The organism is Microthrixaceae bacterium (assembly GCA_016702505.1).
In the GTDB taxonomy this organism is placed as follows: Bacteria; Actinomycetota; Acidimicrobiia; order Acidimicrobiales; family Iamiaceae; genus Aquihabitans.
The window spans coordinates 103,124-119,335 of record JADJDU010000011.1 but is presented as its reverse complement, the minus strand read 5'-3'; the positions used below and the strand labels follow the sequence as shown (position 1 = coordinate 119,335).

Genomic DNA, 16,212 nt, shown 5'->3' with positions numbered 1-16,212 from the left:
GACATGAGCCGACTTGGGAGTGACCTGTCCGCTCTGTGTCGAAGGTTCGGGCCGATCGTCTGAACCCGGGCTGTGACGCGCCTCGGGGGCGGGTCCGAAGACTCCGCCCCCGAGGGAGCTGGCTGCCGGCCTGGGCCGGCCCGCGTGACTCAGACGGTCACGATGAAGGTGGCCACGATCTGGTCGAGGGCGGCCAGATCGGCCTCTGTGACCATCTGGACCTGGACCAGGACCATGAAGGACCCGTCGGCTGGCTTGGCCGCCAGGTACACCGCCGATGCACCGCTACCACCGCAGTTGCTGAAGTACTGAACGGTGCCGGTGTAGAGCCCGTCGTCGTAGGGCTGTTGGCCGTCGTTGGTGCAAGCACCGAGAGCACCCTCTGAGAACAGGTTCAGAACCGTGGTCGGATCAGCGTCTACCGCTGAACCAGGTGCTGCGGTGATCGACACACCAGGGGTGTTCCAGGTGTCGTTGTATCCCTGCACGTTGGTGGATGCGGTCACGTTGGCCCAGGTGCTGCCGTCCTCGAGGGTGACCGGAGCCCCGTCGATCGAGGTCCACTCGTTGGGCACCTCTACGCTGATGGCACCAGAGTCGTCTGACACCCGGGTGAAGCCGGAGTAGGCGCCACCGGTCTGGAGTGGTCCGGTCTCCTCTTCGACCGCGGTTCCCAGCGACTCGATGGGCTCCAACTCGTCGCCGTTGAACTCTCCCCGCATGCGGACGTCTTCATCGAAGCGCAGGACCTGGACGGCCAGCTTGTCGTCGGCGTTGCGGGACCGCAGCACCTTGCAGTAATCGGCCATGGTGCCGTCGGCGCCCATTGACAGGCCTTCGATCTTCTCGATGATGTCGCCGCCCTGGAGGCCCAGCTCACCGGCGGGGCTGTTGGTGTCCACGCCCGACACCCAGATGCCCGACAGACCCGATTCCTCGTCGTAGATCGCCCGCCCGTTCACGCCAAGCGAGTCGACGTCGCCCTTCTGGAGCTTTTCCACGAGCGGTTCGGCCAGCACGTTGGAGATGGCGAAGAACTGCGAAGTCCCGGTGCCGCCTACGTCGCCACCGGCGTAGTTGACGGCCACGACCTTGCCGGTGGCCGCGTCGACCAGGGGACCACCGGAGTTACCGGGCTGGATGTTGGCGTCGTGCTCGACGACGCTGTCCACCGATGCCCAGTTGGTGTCTCCGGCGGCTTCGGCCTTGGAGATGATGCCGTTGGTCATGGTGAACTCGGGGTCACCGAGGGGGAAGCCGGCGGCCCGCACCTCGAGGCCGACCTTGGGGTCCTTGTCGGACCAGGCCAGGAACGGGTAGCCGTCGCCTTCCAGGTCGATCACGGCCAAGTCGCTGCACTCGGACACACCGAGGACCTTGGCGCTGACCGGCTTGTCCTTGCCGTCGACGTACACCTCGAGGCTGGCGTTGCCGGTGACCACGTGGTTGTTGGTTACGACGATGCCCGACGGGTCGATGATGAACCCGGTGCCGCTGCTCTTGCCCTCATAGGTCTCGCTGACGGCGATGGATTCGGAGGGTTCCACGAAGGATCCCGCCGCGATGATCTGGACCACCGCGGTCTGTACATCTTCGACACTGTCGACAGCACCGGAGGAGGTCGATTGCTTGTCGCCTCCCTTGGCGTCATCCTTCTTGGCGTCGCCACCGCCGCTGCTACCACAGGCAGAGGCGAGCAACCCGAGGGTCACCACCCCCACGGTGAAGTACTTCCGTGCCCGCATGCTGCACCACTTTCGTTCCCGTTCCCGTGGATCCGGGAACGACTGACTGGGTTGGCCATGGTGTACCACACCCAAATGGCCTTGCCTACGACCACCGAGAGCGAGGTGACGATCACCTCACGAAGTGAGTCCCCGTTTCGGTATCACTACTCGTCTGGCCGAGGCCCGATGCGCGAGCGCGGCGACGTCATCGGCCGACCGAGTCAGCGGATGACGGTGAAGTACACCAGCGAGCCGGCCATGGTGGTGAGCGCCAACAGCCCCAGCGACGCCTGGAGCCACATGGGTTGGGCCTGGATGTCCTCGTAGCGAGCCTTGCGCTTGACATACTCAACCATCCGGGCCGCCCACGGCAGCTCCCGGGCCAGTATGCCCAAGCCCGCCACCACGCCGACCACCCCGGGGCCGGGCAGTACCAGCATGGCCAAGCCGCCGGTCAGCACCACGAAACCGACGACGATGGTGGCCAACCGGATCAGCACGTGGCGCTTTGCCAGTTCTTCGGTGGCTTCGCGTTTGCCGGTGGCGTACTCAGCTTCGATGGCGGCATCACGAAGCACCTCGAGGCGTTCGGCCAGTTCGGCCCGCACCCCGTATGGCTCCTCGATCGGTGACTGCGGCGGTTGTGCGCCGGAGTGTGCGGCGGGCTGATGCTCCTCGGTCACCCGGCCATTGTGGCCGACGTCGAGACCGGTTGCGTGGCGGTATGGCTCAAAGCGGGCGAACGCGCCGGTCAAGATTGTGGCCATGACCTCAACCCTCGTCCTGGCCTCGGCCTCACCGGCCCGCCTGTCCCTGCTGAGGGCAGCAGGCATCGAACCGTTGGTGGTGGTGAGCCGGGTCGACGAAGACGAGGTGAGTTCGGTGATCGGCGAGACTCCGATCACCGAACTAGTCGGCGCCCTGGCCCGGGCCAAGGCCGAGGAGGTGGCCACCCGGGTCCACGATGCCCTGGTGCTCGGATGCGACTCCATGTTCGAGATCGAGGGTCGGGTGTGGGGAAAGCCGTCGGGGCCGGGCGAGGCCGCCGAACGGATCCGGGCAATGAGGGGCCGGGAGGGCACCCTCTACACCGGACATCACCTAATCGACACCGCCTCGGGCCAGGCCGCGGGAAGGGTGGCGGCCACCACCGTCCACTTCGGTCCCATGACCGACGCCGAGGTCGACGCCTACGTCGCCACGGGTGAGCCGCTGGTGGTAGCTGGGTCGTTCACCCTCGACGGCCGGTCTGCCCCTTTCATCGATGGAGTGATGGGCGATCACACCAACGTGGTGGGGCTCAGCCTGCCAACCCTGCGCGACCTGCTGGCCGAGTTCGGCCGCTCCATTACCGAGCTGTGGGCCCAGCCCGACGACTGAGCGTCACGGTCGCCTGTGTGGCACACCACGATCGAGGTTCACGCCTCTGACCCTCGATGCGAGATGCAGGGAAGCAGACGTCGCCCGCTGCGGAAGTGGCGACGAGGAGGCGACGAGGGGGCCATTACGCTCGGCGTCCATGGCCAAGGCTCCCGTTCTCACTCCCCCAGGCTGACGACTTCCCCCGCTGGTACCAGGATGTTCTGGCCAAGGCCGAGATGGCCGACAACGGGCCGGTGCGGGGCACCATGGTCATCCGGCCCTACGCCTACGGGCTGTGGGAGCGGATGCAGGCCGAGGTCGACCGGCGCATCAAAGCGGCCGGCGCCGAGAACGCCTACTTCCCGCTGTTCATCCCCCAGAGCTACCTGACCCGCGAGGCCGAGCACGTAGAGGGTTTCAGCCCCGAGCTGGCGGTGGTCACCACGCCGGGGGCAAGGAGTTGGAGGAGCCGGTGGTGGTTCGCCCTACCAGCGAGACGGTCATCGGTGAGTTCATGGCCAAGTGGGTGCAGAGCCACCGTGACCTGCCGCTGTTGTTGAACCAGTGGGCCAACGTGGTGCGCTGGGAGCTTCGGACCCGGATCTTCCTGCGTACCAGCGAGTTCTTGTGGCAGGAGGGACACACCGCGCATGCCACCCAGGCCGACGCTGCCGCCTACGCGCTGCGGATCCTGCACGACGTGTACCGGGATTTCATGGTGGAGGTGCTGGCGCTGCCGGTGCTGGTGGGGCGCAAGACCCGTCAGGAACGCTTCGCCGGCGCCACCAACACCCTGGCCTGTGAGGCGATGATGGGCGACGGAAAGGCCCTCCAGATGGGGACCAGCCACGAGCTGGGTCAGAACTTCGCCAAGGTCTTCGACATCACGTTTCAGGATTCCGAAGGTGTGCAGCAGACGGCGTGGACCACCTCGTGGGGGGTGTCCACCCGCATGATGGGTGGCCTGATCATGGGTCACGGCGACGACGCCGGGCTGCGGGTCCCGCCTCGCCTGGCCTCGATCCAGGTGGTGGTGCTGGCCATCCGTGACGATCCCGCGGTGCTGGCGGCAGTGTCGAGGATCTCCGAAACCCTCACCGATCGAGGGGTACGGGTCCGTGTCGATGACCGCACCGACACGTCGTTCGGGCGGCGGGCCACCGACTGGGAGCTCAAGGGTGTCCCGGTGCGGATCGAGGTCGGCCCTCGGGACCTGGAGAACGGCGAGGTGACCTTGGTCCGGCGGGACACCAACGAGAAGCAGCAGGCCCGCCTCGCCGACCTGGCCGTGGCCGTGCCGGGGATGCTGGAGCTGATCCAGGCCGCGATGCTGGCCGACGCCACCCGCCGCCGTGACGACAACACGGTCGACGTCGCCACCATCGACGAAGCCCGAGATGCGGCCCAGACCGGCTTCGCCCGCATCCCATGGGCCACCTTGGGTGAGGCGGGGGAGGCGGTGCTGGCCGAGACCGCGGTGACCGTCCGCTGCCTGCAACTTCCCGACGGCTCGGTGCCCGAGGCCGAGGACGACCCCGAAGTGGTGGCAGTAGTGGCCCGCGCCTACTGAGTCCGCAAGGGAGTGCGGAAGCGGGTCAGAAGACGAGGGTGCGGTGTCCGTATACCAGGACCCGGTGTTCGAGGTGGGCCAGAACGGCTCGGGCCAGAACGGTGGTCTCGAGATCCCGGCCCGCTCGGGTGAGGCGGGCCACGTCGTCACGGTGGGTGACTCGGGTGGTCTCCTGGTCGATGATCGGGCCCTCGTCGAGGTCATCGGTGGCGTAGTGGGCGGTGGCGCCGATCACCTTGACCCCCCGGTCGTGGGCCTGCCGGTACGGGTTGGCGCCGACGAACGCGGGCAGGAACGAATGGTGGATGTTGATGATCCGGTTCGGGTGGGCGGCGACGAAAGCCGGTGAGAGGATCTGCATGTAGCGGGCCAGGACGACCAATTCGATGCCGTGGTCGGTGAGGGCGGCTAGTACCTGCGCCTCCTGGTACAGCTTGGCTTCGGGTCCGGGACCCACCGGGAGGTGGAGGTAGGGGACCCCAAGTCCCGCACACAGATCGGTGTGGTCGGCGTGGTTCGAGATCACAACCCGCAGGTCGGCCGGGAGCTCTCCGGCCGACCACCGCATCAACAGGTCGGCCAGGCAATGGGGTTGGCGGGAGGCCAGGATCGCCATCGCGGGCCTGTCCTCGGAGAAGCGGATCGTTGCATCCATCTTGAACGGGCCCGCCACCGCCGCTCCGAAGGCGTCCTCGATCTCGTGGCGGCCCAGGCCGAAGCCGTCGAGGTCGAACTCGACGCGCTGGAAGAACACCCCGTCTACGGTGTCTACGTGCTGATCGGCGTGGAGCATGTTGCCGCCGTGTTCGAGCAGGAAGTTGGCCACCGCGGCCACGATCCCGCGGCGATCGGGGCACGACAGGAGCAGAACGGCTGACGCCATGGCCAAACTTCTACCCGCGAGGCACGCATCGGTCTACCCGGGGGGCTACGGGCAGCCACTTCGAATCGTGACGGGCGCCACCGGGGTTGTGGCGGCTATGCTGGCGACGTCCACCTCCGGGTGGCAGGGCGTGGGCCTTGGCCCACGCTTCTTGTTTGTCGGGACCCGTTTGCGGGTCGGTCACAGAGAGGAGAGCCCCATGGACACCGTTGCGCGCGTCCGCGAGCTGGTGGCCCCTTCGGTGGCTGCGGCCGGTGCCGAGATCTACGACGTGGAGATGACCGGGGGCGTGCTGCGCATCACCCTGGACCGACCAGACGGAGTGGGACTGGACACCATCGCCACCGTGACCCGGGCCGTGTCCCGATTGCTCGACGAGGCCGACCCCATCGCCGGCGAGTACACGCTCGAGGTGTCGAGCCCCGGGCTGGAGCGGCCGTTGCGCACGCCCGAACACTTCGAGCGAGCCATCGGGTCCACCGTCACGGTGAAGACGCGGGCAGGTGTGCCTGGAGACCGTCGGGTCAAGGGCGTGCTCAGTTCGGCCGACGCCGACGGGTTCACGGTCTGCCCCGATGGCACCGATGAGGCCCGCACCATCTCTTACACGGAGATCGAACGAGTGCGCACCGTCTTCGACTGGGGACCGGCACCCAAGCCCGGTAAACCCGTCGGCGGGGCCAAGAAGGCGGCGGGCACCAAGGCGGGACCCAGGAAGCCCAAGACATCAAGCAACGAAAAGTCCTCCACCGAGAAGAAGGCAGCGAAGTCATGAACGACGACATGATGGAGGCCCTGCGGGCCCTGGCCACCGAGAAGGGCATCACACCCGAGACCCTCATGGGTGCCCTGGCCGACGCCCTGGAATCGGCCTACAAGCGTCTGCCCGACGCGTATGAGTACTCGTGGGCCACCATCGACCCCGTTACCGGAGACATGCGCGTCACCGCCCAGGAACTGGACGAAGACGGCAACCCCTACGGCCCCGAGCTGGACGTCACGCCAGACAAGGACACGCTGGGCCGCATCGCCGCGCAGACCTTCAAGCAGGTCATGATGCAGCGCCTGCGCGAGGTCGACCGGGAGATGAAGTACGACGAGTACGCCGGGCGCGAGGGAGACATCGTCACCGGCATCATCCAACAGACCGACGCCCGCTACACCCTCCTCGATCTCGGTCGGGTTGAGGCCCTGCTGCCCCAGGCCGAGCAGGTTCCCTACGAGCGCCCCGAGGCCAACAGCCGCCTCAAGGCCTACATCGTCGAGGTCCGCAAGACGGCCAAGGGCCCCCAGATCGTGGTCAGCCGTACCCACCCCGGTCTCATCAAGCGGCTGTTCGACCTCGAGGTCCCCGAGATCGCCGATGGCATCGTGGAGATCAAGGCCTGTGCCCGTGAACCCGGGCATCGCACCAAGATCGCGGTGTGGTCCAACGACTCCAACGTCGACCCGGTGGGGGCGTGCGTGGGGGCACGCGGCGCCCGTGTTCGTATGGTGGTCAACGAACTCCGAGGCGAGAAGATCGACATCGTCCCGTTCTCCGAGGACCTGCCCGACTTCGTGGCCAAGGCCCTCCAGCCCGCCAAGGTCAAAGAGGTCAGGATCCACGAGGACACCGGCACCGCCGAGGTGATCGTTCCCGACTACCAGCTCTCGCTGGCCATCGGCAAGGAGGGTCAGAACGCTCGCCTGGCCGCCCGGCTCACCGGATGGCGCGTCGACATCAAGAGTGAGACCCAACTGGCCGAGGAAGAGGCCTACCGCACCGACGACTGGGCGCAGGGCGAATGGGTCATAGACCCCGAATCCGGCGAGCAGGTTTGGGTGCCCGCCGATGGTGGCGAAGCTGTGTCGGCCGAGGAATGGGCCCATGGCGACCCCACCGGCGATGCCGAGGCATCGACCGATGCCGAATCGGCCGAATCGCCCAACGAACAGCCCGCCGAGTCGACCGATTCCGAGGGTGACTTCAGCGGCGATGTCGTCGACCAGGCCGGAGACGGCGAACCATCCGATGTCGAGCTCGTCGCCGAGAACGGCGAAGAGTCCGATGCCGTCGACGATTCGACCGACCCGGAGTCGACCGACGAGCAGTGACCGGGTACCGCTGCGTACCTGCGTCGGTTGTAGGACCACCCGACCAGCCACCGAGTTGGTCCGGGTGGTACTGAGCGCCGACGGAACTCTGACCCCGGGCCGTACGCTGGCGGGTCGAGGGGCCTGGCTCTGCCCGGGCTCCACCACATGTCCGGACACAGCCGCCCGCCGAGGTGGCTTCGACCGGGCGTTCAAGACCAGGGTCGACCGCTCCGCGATCGACGCGCTCCACCAAAACCTCGTCGGCGGAGCCCCCGACTGACGAACCCACTTCGTGCCCGGCACCCCGGCTGCGCGAGACTAGGAAACCGTGCCCACCGGGGCACACCGCCGCACGCACTGAACAGAAGGGCTGGCGAACCCACTTTGGCAGCAAAGATCCGCGTCCACGAGCTCGCCAAAGAGCTCGGTCTCACCAACAAAGAGACCCTCGACCTGGCTCTCGACCTCGGCATCGGGGTCAAGACCCACTCGTCGGGCATCGAAGAGGCGCAGGCCGACCGCGTCCGCCGCAAGGCCGAGCGTGAGGGTTTGGTCAGAGATCAGCAGCCCGAAGAGCCGGCTCCGGCCAAGAAGCCCACCAAGAAGGCGGCCAACAAGGCCGACGAAAGCCCCGCTGGCGCTGAGGACGCGCAGCCCGCCGCCCCGGTGGTGGCTGAGGCCGAGCAGACCCCCGACGCCCCGCCCGCGCCTGCGCCGGAGGTGGCGACCGCTCCGACCGAGCCTGTCGCCCCGCCGGCCCCTGAGGCCGCCGAGGTGGCCCCGACGCCGGCCCCCGAGGCTCCGGCTGAGCCGCGCTCGGCTGAGCCTCGCCCGGCCCCCGCTGTTCCCGCCGACCGGCCCGTCGTGCGTTCCAGCGGGGCGCAGATGCCGCCCCGCCCCGCTCCGCCCCGAGAAGAGGCCCCGGCCCGTCCGGCCCCGGCCGCGCCGGCGGCTCCCGCCGCGCCCGCGGCCCGTGCACCGCAACCGCCGGTACCCCGGCCTCGACCCGTACCCGGCCCCGATGCCGGTCCCGCCGGACCTCCAGTGTCGTCCTCGGGCAAGCCCATCCCACCGCCGCCGCCGCCCCGGTCGATGAGCGGCAAGCCGATCCCGCCACCCCCCGGCATGGGTGGTCGCGCTGCGGCCCGACCCGCGGGACCCGGTGGTCCCGGGGCCCCAGGAGTCCGATCCGGTGCCCCCGGTGCGGCCCGCCCCGGAGCCCCCCGTCCCGCTGGTGGCCCCCGCGCCTCGGTTCCCGGCGCCGGTGTCGGCCAAGGTCGGCCCGGTGGTGGACCTGGCGGTGGACCCGGTGGTGGCCCTGGCGGCCGTCCCGGCGGTCCCGCTGGTCGTCGACCCCCGCGTCGCAAGGGCCGTCGCCGTCGCAGCCGTGAAGAGCTGCAACCCATGGACCTCCCGTCCTACACCCCAGACAACTCCCCGGTCCCCGAGGGAGAGATCGTGGTGGAACGGGCTTCCACCCCCCAAGACCTGGGTCCCAAGCTGAACCGCACCGCCGCCGACGTGGTGCGCTTCCTGCTCCAGCAGGGAGAGATGGTCACGGCCACCCAGTCGTTGTCAGACGACATGATCGAGCTGTTCGCCGCTGAGATCGGCGCCGAGATCCGCCTGGTCAACCCCGGCGAGGAGCAGGAGGTAGAGCTTCAGGCCCGCCTCGGTGTCGAAGAGCTCATGGACGACGACGACGAGGACGCCATCACCCGCGCCCCGGTCATCACCGTCATGGGTCACGTCGACCACGGCAAGACCAAGCTGCTCGACCGCATCCGCAACGCCAACGTTCAGGCCGGTGAGGCCGGTGGCATCACCCAGCACATCGGTGCCTACCAGGTGGTCAAGGACGGCCGTCCCATCACCTTCATCGACACCCCCGGTCACGAGGCGTTCACCGCCATGCGGGCCCGTGGTGCCGATGCCACCGACATCGTGGTGCTGGTGGTGGCCGCAGATGACGGCGTCATGCCCCAGACGTTGGAGGCGATCGACCACGCTCGGGCCGCCGACGTGCCGATCGTGGTGGCGGTCAACAAGATCGACCGCGACAACGCCGACCCAGACAAGGTCTTGGCCCAGCTGGCCGAGCGCGATCTGGTGCCCGAGGCTTGGGGTGGCGACACCATCGTCTGCCAGATCTCGGCTCTCCAGGGCATCGGCATAGACGAACTGCTCGACAACCTGCTGGTGGTGGCCGAGCTCGAAGACCTTCGTTCCAACCCCGCCGGCCGGGCCCGTGGTGTGGTCCTCGAAGCCCACCTCGACGTCGGTCGTGGACCGGTGGCCACCATCCTCGTGCAGCGCGGGACGCTCAAGGTCGGCGACCCCCTGGTCGCGGGTGCGGCCTGGGGCCGGGTCCGTGCCCTGATCAACGACAAGGGCGAGCAGGTCAAGGAAGCGGGACCGTCCACACCGGTCCAGGTTCTCGGTCTGTCCGACGTGGCCGACGCCGGCGACGACTTCGTGGTGGCGCCGGATGAACGCACCGCCGCCAAGGTCGCCGAGCAGCGCGAGCACTACCAGCGGGTGGCCAGCATCTCCGGCTCGGCGTCGGTGGTGCACGGTGGCGCCAAGCTGGAAGACATCTTCAGCCAGATCCAGGCTGGCGAGGTCGCCACGCTCAACCTCATCGTCAAGGCCGACGTCACCGGTTCGCTCGAAGCGGTGGTCGGAAGCCTCAAGAAGCTGGAACGAGACGACGTCAAGCTCGCCTTCGTCCGTCAGGGCGTGGGTGGCATCCTCAAGAGCGACATCGAGTTGGCCATGGCGTCCAACGCCACGATCATCGGCTTCAACGTTCGCCCCGACCGGCAGGTCCGAGAACTGGCCGACAACGAAGACGTGGAGATCCGTACCTATGAGGTGATCTACCACCTCATCGAGGACATAGAAGCTGCCATGGTCGGCATGCTCGCACCCGAGTTCGAAGAGGTGGTCACCGGCGAAGCCGAGGTACGCGAGATCTTCAGCGTGCCCAAGGTCGGCAAGATCGCCGGCTGCTACGTCACCAACGGCGAGATCACCCGCGGCTCCAAGGTTCGCTTCCTGCGTGAGGGAACCATCATCTGGAAGGGTGCCATCGCCTCGCTCCGCCGCTTCAAGCACGACGTGCGTGAGGTCAAACAGGGCTTCGAGTGCGGCATCGGCCTCACCGACTTCCAGGACCTCAAGCCCGGCGACGTCATCGAGACCTTCGACGAGCGCGAGATCCCCCGGGTCTGACCCAACCGTGACATGCTCCGGACCGGGGTCGGTACACTGACCCAGCCGTGTTCGCCTGTGTCCTCATCGTCGATCTCCGGCTGCCCCACGCCGACTCGCTGAAAGCGAAGCGGTCGGTGATCACTCCTGTGCTCGAAGGAGCCCGGCGCCGTCACCGGGTGGCAGCCTCTGAGGTCGGTCATCAGGACGACTGGCGTCGCAGCGAGCTGGGCTTCGCCACGGTGGCGTCCAGCGAGAAGCAGGCTCGGGAGATTCTCGATGCCGTGGATCGATTCGTCTGGTCGTTTCCCGAGGTGGAGGTAGTCACCTCCCGGCGGGGGTGGCTGGAGGAGGAAGAATGAAGAAGCGCACTCCATCACGCGACTACCCGCGGACCGCCCGGCTCAACAGCCTGGTCAAGGAGATCGTGGCCGAGGAGCTGGAGCGCATCGACGACGAACGCTTGGAGCTGGTCACCGTCACCTCAGTGGTGGTCGACGGGGATCTGGCCCGTGCCGTCGTCCACTACGACCATGGTCTCGGCGAGGAAGCCGAGGAGACCATCCAGGCCGCGTTCAGTGAGCTGCGGCCTCGGCTCCAGGCCGCGGTCGGGCGTCAAGCCAAGGTGAAGCGCACCCCAGAACTGCGTTTCGAGACCGACACGGTGATACGCAACGCCCTGAGGATCGAAGACGTCCTCCGGGGCCTCCAGGCCGTCGAGACCGCAGATCCGGGAGACCCAACGGGCCCGGCCGTTCCGCCCGCATCTTGAGCCCCCGCCGTGCCGATGCCGGCCCCAACGGGCTGGTGGTGGTCGACAAGCCCGCTGGTTGGACCAGCCACGACGTGGTGGCGAAGAGCCGGGGCCTTCTCGGCACCCGCAAGGTCGGTCACGCCGGCACCCTCGACCCCGATGCCACTGGCGTGTTGCTGCTCGGGGTGGGCCGAGCCACCAAGCTGTTGCGGTTCTTGTCCCCACTGGGAAAGTCCTACGTGGGCGATGTGGTGTTCGGCGCCGAGACATCCACGCTGGATGCCTCAGGTGACGTGGTTGCCACCCACCAAATGAGCGGCCTCACTCCCCGCGCCGTGGCCGACGCGGCTGCGAGCTTCGTGGGCGAAATCCACCAGATCCCACCCATGGTGTCGGCGGTCAAGGTGGACGGAAAGCGCCTCCACGAACTGGCCCGACAGGGTATTGAGGTCGAACGCACCCCGCGCCCGGTCACGATCCATTCCCTGGAGGTCCTGTCGGGACCCGTCGGGTACCCGCCGGTGGCCACCATCGACGTCCATTGCTCGTCTGGCACCTACATACGCACCCTGGCCGCCGACCTCGGCCACGCCCTCGGTGGGGGCGCTCATCTGAACAACCTGCGGCGCACCTCGGTTGGCCCGTTCACGCTGGAAGACGCCGTACCACTCGAGCAGGTCGGCCCGGAAGCAGTGCGGCCCATGGCCGAAGCAGTTCGACACCTGGCGATCCTGCCGGCGGACGCCGATATGGCAGAGGCGGTGGGGGTGGGCAAGGTCCTGGACCGATCCGCCATCGGCGCCGAGGGTGAAGGGCCATGGGCTGTGACCGATGCCGAGGGTGAGCTGTTGGCCGTCTATGAGAAGTTCCGAGGCGACACCGTCAAACCGGCAGTGGTGGTGGCCGCCCGCTGATCCATGTTCGGGGCGGTCGGCCTCTCGGGCGTGATGGTCGTCACCAATCCGACGATGCGGTGGGCACAGCGGCGGTGGGCATGGAACGATGCTGGCCATGGCCGATTTCGACTTCGACGTGGTGGTGGTGGGTTCTGGATTCGGGGGCAGCGTCACCGCGCTGAGGGCCACCGAGAAGGGGTACCGGGTCGGGGTGCTGGAAGCGGGCCGAAGGTTCAACACCAAGACGCTGCCCCGTTCGAGCTGGCAGCTGCGGCGGTTCTTGTGGGCGCCGGTCCTGGGCCTGCGGGGCATCCAGCGGATCACCCCGCTCAAGGACATTGCCGTGTTGTCGGGAGCTGGGGTTGGCGGCGGATCGTTGGTGTACGCCAACACCCTCTACGAACCGCTCGACCCCTTCTACAGCGACCCGCAATGGGGGCACATCACTGACTGGCGTGACGAGCTGGCCCCCCACTACGACCAAGCCCGGCGGATGTTGGGCGTGAACGAGGTGCCTGAGGACACCCCAGCAGACGAGTACATACGCCGGTTGGCCGACGAGATGGGTGTGGCCGACACCTATCACCGGACACCGGTTGGGGTGTGGTTCGGTGAACCGGGTCAGCAGGTCCCAGACCCCTACTTCGGAGGCGAAGGCCCCGACAAGGTCGGTTGTACCCACTGCGGTAGCTGCATGGTGGGTTGCAAGGTGGGGGCTAAGAACACCCTCGACCGCAACTACCTGTACCTGGCCGAGAAGAAGGGCGCCGTGGTCCACCCCGACACCCAGGTCACCGACCTGGAACCCCTGTCGGGCGGAGGTTGGCGGATCACCACCGATCGGCCCGGCGCGGTGCTTCGTCATCGTCCCCGCACCTTCACCGCCGAGAAGGTCGTGTTGTCGGCGGGAGTGCTCGGCACGGTGAAGCTGCTGTTGCGTCTCCGTGACGAAGGCCGGCTGCCGGAGTTGTCGGACCGGCTCGGTGACGTGGTTCGTACCAACAGCGAAGCCATCGTGGGGGCATCGGCTCGTACCCCGATGCCTGAGCTCACCCATGGGGTCGCCATCACTTCGTCCATTCACCCCGACGACCACACCCACATTGAGCCCGTTCGCTACCCGCCGCGCTCCAACGCCATGGGATTGCTCACCACCGTTCTGGTGGACGGTGGAGGCCGAGTCCCCCGCCAGGCCCGCTTCGCCGCCAAAGTCGTCCGCCACCCCATCGCCTTCGTGCGGTCGCTGTCGGTTCGTCGATGGTCGGAGCGCTCGATCATCTTGCTGGTGATGCAAAGCCGAAACAACAGCATCAGCCTGCGCCGCCATGACCGCCTCGACATGTTGGTGAGCCGGCCTGGACACGGTGAACCGAACCCGACGTACCTGCCGGTAGCCAATGAGGCCGCCCGGCGGACCGCTGAGATGCTCGAGGGCGATGCCTGGGGAGCATGGAACGAGACTCTTCTCGACGCTCCCACCACCGCCCACATCTTGGGTGGATGCGTGATCGGTGATTCACCGGACGCGGGGGTGATCGACCCCTACCAACGGGTCTTCGGATATGAAGGTCTGTCCGTGGCCGATGGTTCGGCCGTATCGGCCAACCTCGGTGTCAACCCGTCGCTGACCATCACCGCCATGACCGAACGGGCCATGAGCCTGTGGCCCAACAAAGGCCAGACCGACATGCGTCCGGCGATGGGGGAGCCTTACCAACGGGTCGATCGGGTGGTGCCAGCCCGTCCCGCCGTCCCGGCCCACGCCCCGGCCGCGATGCGGGTGGGTTGATAGGTCGAGCCTGCTCGGCGGCTACGCGACCTTCTGGCGAAACGAACTCAGCCGGAAGGCTCTGCCCCTCGGCGGATCTAGGTTTCCCGGGTCAGCGGCCGTAGCGGCTGAGGAACTCGCCGATCGGCACGGCCGCGCTGGTGAGGTGTCCTTGGTACTGGTCACAGGACGTGGCGCGCAGCACGTCGAGTTGGGTCGTGCGCTCAACGCCTTCGGCCACCGTCTCCAATCCCGTACCCCGGGCGATCTCGAGGATTCCCCGCACGATGGCCTCGGCCGCGGCGTCTCGGTCGAGGTCGGACACGAAGAGCCGGTCCAACTTGAGTTCGTTGACTGGAAGATCTCGGAGGTAGGCCAGTGATGAGTATCCGGTCCCGAAGTCGTCGATCGACAGGCCCACGCCTAGTTCGGCCAAGGCGTCGAGTTGGCCCTTTGCTCCGTGGAGGTCGGTGAGTAGCGACGACTCGGTCAACTCGACGGTGAGCGCGCACGGAGGGAGCCCGGCATGGTCCAAGAGCACGGCCAACTCGTCCACGAAATGCGTGGCCTGGAGTTGGTGGGTGCTGACGTTCACGCTCACCGACATGCCGGGGCGCAGGACGCCAGCTCGCCCCAGATCTACAGCGTGGCCGACGGTCTCCTCCAGCACCCACAGTCCCAAAGGCACGATCAGACCGTTTCCTTCGGCGGTGGCCACCAGGCTGGCCGGGTCCGGATTGGCAGGGTTCGGTTTCCTCCACCGCAGCAGTGCTTCGGCCCCGGCCAGGCCACCGTTCGCCACCCTGAGGCGGGGCTGGAGGTGAACTGCCAACTCGCGGCGATCGATGGCCCGCCGCAGAGACCGGTCCAGGTCCATGGCCCGCTTGGCGTCGAGGTCCATCCGGACGTCGAACACCTGTCGGGACGATCCGGTGCTCTCGAGGCAGGGGCGTCGAGCGAGATCAGCTCGGCGGAGCAGCTCGAGGGGCTCGACCGAGCCCGACATCTCCACCGCGACTCCGACCCGGACCGAGACCTGAACCTCGTCTGCTCCGAGTCGGAACGGTGACTCGATGGCGGCGGCCACCGTCTCTGCTCGCCCCATGGCTGTGTCTTGGGCGCTACGGCGATCGTGGCCGAGACCGGGGAGGACGATCACGAACTCATCGCTTCCGATCCTGGCCGCAGTGGCGTCTGGGGTGATGCTGCGGGTGATACGGGCTGCGGCTTGTCGCAGCATCTCGTCACCGTGGTCGTGGCCCATCGAGTCGTTGAGTTTGCGGAACCCGGCGATGTCCACCGCCAGGAGGCCCACGTGATCCCCCGGTCTGGTGGTGTCCAATGTGCGGCCCACCACATTGAGCAGGTGGTGGCGGTTGGCGAGGCCAGTAAGAGGGTCTCGGGTGGCGAGGTCGTCGTGGCGGCTCTGCATTCGGGCGATCACGCTGGAGCGGGCCTCGGCTTCTCTGATTGCAGCCACAACCACGGGCTGGTGGTCGATGGAGGTGATCGTGAAACGGACCTCCACCGGCCGGGGAGCCCGGCGCAGGCCTCGTATTCGTCCGCTGTGAACTGCAACCGAACCGGTGCGCAGCGCATCCACCATCGGTTTCCATTGGCCGGGTTCTACCGGGAAACGGGGTAGTAAGTCGTGGAAGGCGCGACCCAACAGTCGGGTCGGTTCCCAGCCGCACAGATCGACCATTCGATCGCTGACCCAGTCGATCAGGCCGGTTGCCGGGTCCACCAACACGATCGTGTCAGGGCCGAGGCGGAGGGCCTCGGCCTGCTTCGCTTGGGAGGTCGGCGGCGATGACTGACCTGTTGCCCCCCGGCTGCCAGTTTCCAACACGTCACTCACAGTAGTGGAAGTGGCGGACATTTCCGGCGATCGGCACGGAACGTAGGGGCGATGGAGGATCGTCTTGGACGGTCAGCTCACCCCCGAGGGGTGCCGGCC

At 67.5% G+C, this 16,212-nt stretch carries 13 protein-coding genes and 1 pseudogene; 10 read left to right on the top strand and 4 right to left on the bottom strand.

The window, feature by feature from the left end; all coding sequences use genetic code 11:
* Positions 1-149 precede the first annotated feature (149 nt).
* Both IPG97_12700 and IPG97_12695 read right to left on the bottom strand, forming a co-directional pair.
* On the bottom strand, positions 150-1,745 hold the full coding sequence (locus IPG97_12700; protein ID MBK6857370.1) for a serine protease: 1,596 nt from the start codon (positions 1,743-1,745) through the stop codon (positions 150-152).
* A 203-nt stretch (positions 1,746-1,948) separates the two neighbouring features.
* On the bottom strand, positions 1,949-2,494 hold the full coding sequence (locus IPG97_12695) for a hypothetical protein (protein ID MBK6857369.1): 546 nt from the start codon (positions 2,492-2,494) through the stop codon (positions 1,949-1,951).
* Here IPG97_12695 and maf point away from each other — a divergent pair.
* Both maf and IPG97_12685 read left to right on the top strand, forming a co-directional pair.
* The gene (gene maf, locus IPG97_12690; GenBank protein ID MBK6857368.1) at positions 2,493-3,107 is read left to right on the top strand and encodes a septum formation inhibitor Maf; all 615 of its coding nucleotides are present in this window, start codon (positions 2,493-2,495) and stop codon (positions 3,105-3,107) included. The two genes, IPG97_12695 and maf, sit on opposite strands and share 2 nt — an antisense overlap.
* Positions 3,108-3,325: 218 nt before the next feature.
* Positions 3,326-4,659: pseudogene (locus IPG97_12685) on the top strand (proline--tRNA ligase).
* 25 nt (positions 4,660-4,684) lie between these two features.
* Here IPG97_12685 and purU read toward each other — a convergent pair.
* Complete coding sequence (gene purU / locus IPG97_12680) at positions 4,685-5,542, bottom strand: formyltetrahydrofolate deformylase (GenBank protein ID MBK6857367.1); 858 nt, start codon at positions 5,540-5,542, stop codon at positions 4,685-4,687.
* Between the two features lie 199 nt (positions 5,543-5,741).
* Between purU and IPG97_12675 the strand changes: the two genes are divergently transcribed.
* The 8 genes from IPG97_12675 (at position 5,742) to IPG97_12640 (ending at position 14,273) form a co-directional block, all read left to right on the top strand.
* The gene (locus tag IPG97_12675; GenBank protein MBK6857366.1) at positions 5,742-6,317 is read left to right on the top strand and encodes a ribosome maturation factor RimP; all 576 of its coding nucleotides are present in this window, start codon (positions 5,742-5,744) and stop codon (positions 6,315-6,317) included.
* Complete coding sequence (gene nusA, locus IPG97_12670) at positions 6,314-7,639, top strand: transcription termination/antitermination protein NusA (protein ID MBK6857365.1); 1,326 nt, start codon at positions 6,314-6,316, stop codon at positions 7,637-7,639. Before IPG97_12675 ends, nusA begins: the two co-directional genes overlap by 4 nt.
* Positions 7,593-7,901 (top strand): YlxR family protein, encoded by a 309-nt coding sequence (locus IPG97_12665; GenBank protein ID MBK6857364.1) that lies wholly within the window; start codon positions 7,593-7,595, stop codon positions 7,899-7,901. The genes nusA and IPG97_12665 overlap by 47 nt, the downstream gene beginning before the upstream one ends.
* Positions 7,787-10,855, top strand: coding sequence for a translation initiation factor IF-2 (gene infB, locus IPG97_12660; protein MBK6857363.1), 3,069 nt, complete (start codon positions 7,787-7,789; stop codon positions 10,853-10,855). The genes IPG97_12665 and infB overlap by 115 nt, the downstream gene beginning before the upstream one ends.
* 47 nt (positions 10,856-10,902) lie before the next feature.
* Positions 10,903-11,196: a DUF503 domain-containing protein gene (locus IPG97_12655; GenBank protein MBK6857362.1), complete on the top strand. Its 294-nt coding sequence runs from the start codon at positions 10,903-10,905 to the stop codon at positions 11,194-11,196.
* A complete protein-coding gene (rbfA, locus tag IPG97_12650) occupies positions 11,193-11,606 on the top strand; it encodes a 30S ribosome-binding factor RbfA (protein MBK6857361.1) in 414 nt (137 codons plus the stop codon). The genes IPG97_12655 and rbfA overlap by 4 nt, the downstream gene beginning before the upstream one ends.
* Positions 11,603-12,502, top strand: coding sequence for a tRNA pseudouridine(55) synthase TruB (truB, locus tag IPG97_12645; GenBank protein ID MBK6857360.1), 900 nt, complete (start codon positions 11,603-11,605; stop codon positions 12,500-12,502). Before rbfA ends, truB begins: the two co-directional genes overlap by 4 nt.
* A 97-nt stretch (positions 12,503-12,599) precedes the next feature.
* Positions 12,600-14,273 carry a GMC family oxidoreductase gene (locus tag IPG97_12640; protein ID MBK6857359.1) on the top strand — a complete coding sequence of 558 codons (1,674 nt, stop codon included), beginning with the start codon at positions 12,600-12,602 and terminating at the stop codon, positions 14,271-14,273.
* A gap of 91 nt (positions 14,274-14,364) precedes the next feature.
* Here IPG97_12640 and IPG97_12635 read toward each other — a convergent pair whose 3' ends face one another.
* Positions 14,365-15,999 carry an EAL domain-containing protein gene (locus tag IPG97_12635; GenBank protein MBK6857358.1) on the bottom strand — a complete coding sequence of 545 codons (1,635 nt, stop codon included), beginning with the start codon at positions 15,997-15,999 and terminating at the stop codon, positions 14,365-14,367.
* Positions 16,000-16,212: the final 213 nt, after the last annotated feature.